The organism is Stenotrophomonas pictorum JCM 9942 (assembly GCF_001310775.1).
Lineage (GTDB): Bacteria > Pseudomonadota > Gammaproteobacteria > Xanthomonadales > Xanthomonadaceae > Stenotrophomonas > Stenotrophomonas pictorum.
In genome coordinates this window covers 1-3,420 of record NZ_BAZI01000287.1, presented here as the reverse complement: position 1 = coordinate 3,420, position 3,420 = coordinate 1, and the positions used below count along the sequence as shown (strand labels likewise).

The window sequence follows — 3,420 nt, the reverse complement described above, 5'->3', positions numbered from 1 at the left end:
CCAACACCGTCAGCGGCGGCGCCGCCGGAGGTCGATCGGTGCCGTCGCCAACAGCTTGATGCACAACCCGCACGACCTCTGGCTGATCGCCGTCGGCATCGGCATCGGCATGCTCACGGCGTGTATTGCCAGCCTGTACCTGCTTCGTTATGCGGAGACCGCCGACGAGCGCGAACGGGTCCGTCGTTTCCTGCGCCTGCACAACGTGACCACCGTGCTGTTCTGCGGCAGCATTCTGGCCGTGGTGGTGCTGAACCTGGGGCTGGCGACAGGCCTGGGCATCATGGCAGCCGGCATGATCGCGTTGAACTACCAGTACCTGGTCACCCTGCCGCGGGTGATGGCACCGATGCTGGCACGCGATGCGGCCCGTCATGGTCGCACTGGACCCAGCTGGGTCTATCGCAGCATGTTCGGCCGCACCGCAATGGTCAGCGCCACCGTGTTCACGGTGGGCGCGGTGTTGTTCTCACTACTGACCAAGTAAGCCAGCGCACGCAGCTGCTGCATTTCCGGCAAGGTTGAACGCCACACACGCAACACCCCCGCTGAGTCCAGCGGGGGTGTTGTCGTTGGTTGCTTGGCCAGTACCTACTTCGCCGCCGGCGTATGCGAAGGCATTGCGCGATGCGCGCCATGCCCGCCACGCGGGCCATCCTTGCGCGACGCCTCCAGCTCGGCCGGGCTCAGCTTGCCGTCCTTGTCGGTATCGGCCTTGGCAAACCATTCGGCGCGACGCTGCTCGGCCCGGGCCACGCGATCGGCCTGGTCGATGTAACCGTCCTTGTTGACATCCAGCTTGTCGAAGTGGGCGCGGTACTCGGCGGCGCTGATACGCCCGTCATTGTCCGCATCCATGCCGCGCATCATGAAGCCGCCATCGCGACCGCCATGATGACGGCCGTGGCGCATGCCATGACGGGGTGCCGGCATCTCATCGCGGGCCAGCTTGCCGTCCTTGTTTTTGTCCAGCGCGTCGAAACGCTGGGCCAGACGCGGATGCGCGGCGGCCTCCTGCCGATCAATCACGCCGTCGCCGTTGGTATCCATCCGCGGCGCCATCGGCTTGGACGGGGCCGGACTGGCGGCCACGGCCAGGCCGGTCACGGAGGTTGCCAGCAACGTGGCCAGCAGGAGAAGGGGCTTGCGTCGGGTCATGGTATGACTCCCTGGGGTGGTGGAACGGACGCGACAGTGCGTCCTCGTTACCGTCAACGCGCGGTGGCCTGCGCCGTTGACCACGAACCGGGCCGTATTCATCACTCAGACAGGCGCAGGATTTGCGACCGCTGGCGGCTATGCTGTGGACATGGCACTGCAAGGCAACCCGAACGAAGAGCTGCGCCTGTTCCAGACAGGAGAGCACCCCTGCGGCTACTGGCCGGACCGGCAGGCCCGCGACCTGGTGCTGGACCCGCAGGACGCCCGGCTCGGGGCGCTGTATCCGACCGCGCTGGGCTGGGGCTTTCGCCGTTCCGGGGATCTGGTCTACCGCCCGCACTGCGCCCACTGCCACGCCTGTGTGCCGGTACGAATTCCGGCAGAACGTTTCCTGGCCGACCGCAGCCAGCGCCGCTGCCTGGCACGCAATGCGGATCTGGAATGCCGGGTGGTGCCGGCCGAACGTACCGAGGAACAGTTCGCGCTGTACCAGCGCTATCTGGGCCAGCGGCATGCCAACGGCGGCATGGACAACCACGGTCCGCACGAGTTCGACCAGTTCCTGATCGGCAGCTGGCCGCACAGCCGGTTCCTGGAAGTCCGCGCCGCCCGGATCGACGATCAGCGCGGACGCCTGCTGGCGGTGGCGGTCACCGATGTCACCGAGCAGGGGCTGTCGGCGGTCTATACCTTCTTCGACCCGGACGAGCAGGCGCGCAGCCTGGGCACCTACGCGATCCTCCAGCAGATCGCGTGGGCACAGCGCGAAGCCCTGCCGCACCTGTACCTGGGCTACTGGATCCGCGGCCACCGCAAGATGGACTACAAACGTCGCTACCAGCCGCTGGAGGCCTATGACGGCCGGCGCTGGGTCGATTTCGGCGCGTTGCCGGACAGCCCCTGACAAACGCCTGACACCTCAACCGGTACACAATAGCGGCATGAAAGCCCATGCCCTGATCGCCGCCGCTGCCCTGCTGTGCAGCGCCTGCGCACAAACCGACGAGCGGACATCCGCGATGCCCGACACCTCCGCCAACCAGTTGCGTCTGGCCACCTACAACACCTCGCTGTATTCGGATGAAACCGGCGGACTGATCCGCCAGTTGCAGGGCGACAGCGCGCATGCGCGCAAGATCGCCGCGGTGCTGCAGCAGACCCGCCCGGATCTGGTGCTGCTCAACGAGTTCGATTTCGACGAGGCCCACCGTGCGGCCGACCTGTTCCAGCAGCGCTATTTGGAAGTCGCCCAGCCTGGCGGCGGCCAGCCGCTGCACTACGCCTACCGCTACCTGGCCCCGGTCAACACCGGCGTGCCCAGCGGGCTGGATCTGGACAACAACGGCGAGATCGGCGGCACCGGCCGCGACCGCGGCAACGATGCCTGGGGCTACGGCCTGCACCCGGGCCAGTACGGCATGCTGGTGCTGTCCCGGTACCCGATCGACGCGGCGGCGGTACGCACTTTCCAGCTGTTGAAGTGGAGCACGATGCCCGGCGCACTGCGCCCGGTCGATCCGGAAAGCGGCGCCCCGTTCTGGAACGATACGGTCTGGTCACAGCTGCGGCTGTCGTCCAAGTCCCACTGGGATGTGCCGGTGAAGACCCCGCTGGGCACCGTGCACGTGCTGGCCTCGCACCCGACTCCGCCGGTGTTCGATGGCAAGGAGAAGCGCAACGCCGCCCGCAACCACGACGAACTGCGGCTGTGGAAGGAATATCTGGATGGCGGCGACAAGCCGTGGCTGTGCGATGACCAGCACCGCTGCGGCGGTCTGGCCGGCGACGCGCGCTTTGTGATCGTCGGTGACCTCAACAATGACCCGGTCGATGGCGATGGCCGCCATGAGGGCATCCTCGAACTGCTCGAACATCCGCGCGTGCTGCGCTACCCCACGCCCAGCAGCAAGGGCGCCGAGGAGACCGGACTGAGGTATGCCGGCAAGGGCCTGCTCCGCCAGGGCGCGCCACAGCATGCCACCGGCGATTTCGGCCCGCGCTCGGGCACAATGCGGCTGGACTATGTGCTGCCCTCGACCGGATTCCAGCACGTGGGCAGCGGCGTGTTCTGGCCGGCCAGCGACCGTCCCGAGGCGAAGATCGCCGATGGCAGCGACCATCACCTGGTCTGGGTCGACGTGCGCTGACCCGCCTCCACCCTGAACAAAAAACGCCGGCAATCGCCGGCGTCTTTCATTGCAACGCCGCGCCTGCTCAGCCGCGCAGCTCGATACCGATCGCCGCCGCCGCGTCGCGCGC

The 3,420-nt window shown here is 67.3% G+C and carries 3 protein-coding genes and 1 pseudogene; 3 read left to right on the top strand and 1 reads right to left on the bottom strand.

Translation table 11 applies throughout. The features are described from left to right. Positions 1–487, top strand: a pseudogene (locus tag JCM9942_RS12500) (RNA polymerase subunit sigma-70); the annotation flags it as partial. A 104-nt stretch (positions 488–591) separates the two neighbouring features. On the opposite strand, the gene JCM9942_RS12495 reads toward JCM9942_RS12500, so the two are convergent. Then, positions 592–1,158, bottom strand: coding sequence for an EF-hand domain-containing protein (locus JCM9942_RS12495; protein WP_054660051.1), 567 nt, complete (start codon positions 1,156–1,158; stop codon positions 592–594). Positions 1,159–1,309: 151 nt separating this feature from the next. Here JCM9942_RS12495 and JCM9942_RS12490 point away from each other — a divergent pair, with 151 nt between their 5' ends. Then, a complete protein-coding gene (locus tag JCM9942_RS12490; protein WP_054660049.1) occupies positions 1,310–2,065 on the top strand; it encodes an arginyltransferase in 756 nt (251 codons plus the stop codon). A 37-nt stretch (positions 2,066–2,102) separates the two neighbouring features. After that, a complete protein-coding gene (locus JCM9942_RS12485) occupies positions 2,103–3,308 on the top strand; it encodes an endonuclease/exonuclease/phosphatase family protein (RefSeq protein WP_054660047.1) in 1,206 nt (401 codons plus the stop codon). The last annotated feature ends 112 nt before the right edge of the window (positions 3,309–3,420 follow it).

What these genes read in the sequence shown, in the direction of transcription:
- JCM9942_RS12495 (WP_054660051.1), bottom strand. Translation starts at nt 1,158, where the DNA reads ATGACCCGACGCAAGCCCCTTCTCCTGCTGGCCACGTTGCTGGCAACC.
- JCM9942_RS12490 (WP_054660049.1), top strand. Translation starts at nt 1,310, where the DNA reads ATGGCACTGCAAGGCAACCCGAACGAAGAGCTGCGCCTGTTCCAGACA.
- JCM9942_RS12485 (WP_054660047.1), top strand. Translation starts at nt 2,103, where the DNA reads ATGAAAGCCCATGCCCTGATCGCCGCCGCTGCCCTGCTGTGCAGCGCC.